General features: G+C 63.3%; 1 protein-coding gene. It reads left to right on the forward strand.

Annotation, left to right across the window (positions count from 1 at the left end; genetic code table 11):
* Positions 1-476 precede the first annotated feature (476 nt).
* Positions 477-747 (forward strand): hypothetical protein (locus AC1DYI_RS37485; protein WP_477209122.1); only part of this gene is annotated, 271 nt, incomplete at its 3' end.

Consider the following 747-nt stretch of genomic DNA (forward strand, 5'->3'; position numbering starts at 1 on the left):
CGCTTGGGCTGTCCGTCCTCCGGCGGCCAGCGCACGGATGGTGGCTGCTCCAGCCGTGTTCTGGCTGGCTTGGTCACGGGTCGGGCACCACTTTCGTGTGCCATCCGAGCAAAAGCATCCCCGCGGTTAGTTCCAGGCATGGGTAGCTCTTTGGCAATCGGAATTGCAGCCTCACATCTCTGCCACGGCAAGCTTGCAGCGCCCAGTCACGCATCACCGGCCGAGCTCACAGGGCATGGCCTAACTGAAACAGCCGCAACCCCAGTGCGGCATAGCCGCGCTCCGGTCACCCGCGCGGCTGCTTCAGGCCCTTCACGCCCATCGGCCTGGGGGTGGCGGGCAGCGGTTGGTGCCTCATCGGCGCCTAACCACTCAGTCAAGGGGACGTCTTGCGGCAAGCCGCAAGCCGCCCCTTACCTCGAACGTTAGGCATAGCCATGAGTTGCGTATTGCGAGCGGCAGGCGAGAACTTCGACGTGGAAGCCTTCCTGGTTCAGTGCCAGGCCGCACCCCTCAGCACGTGGAAGAAGGGTGAGAAGAGGTCTCAGGGCGCGAGTGCGAACAAGACGTCCGGGGTACGATTTCAAGTCAGCGACGCAGAGTTCTCCGACCTCTCCGCGCAAGTCAGCGATGCCCTCACATTTCTCCAAGCCCACCGCGAATGGCTCATCAGGTTGGTATCCTTTCCGGGCGTCGAGCGCGTCGTCGCTGACTTCGGAACCGAGTCCAAGCCGCCTTACTGGGCAT

The sequence above is a fragment of the Ideonella sp. P3_A4 genome (assembly GCF_056403075.1).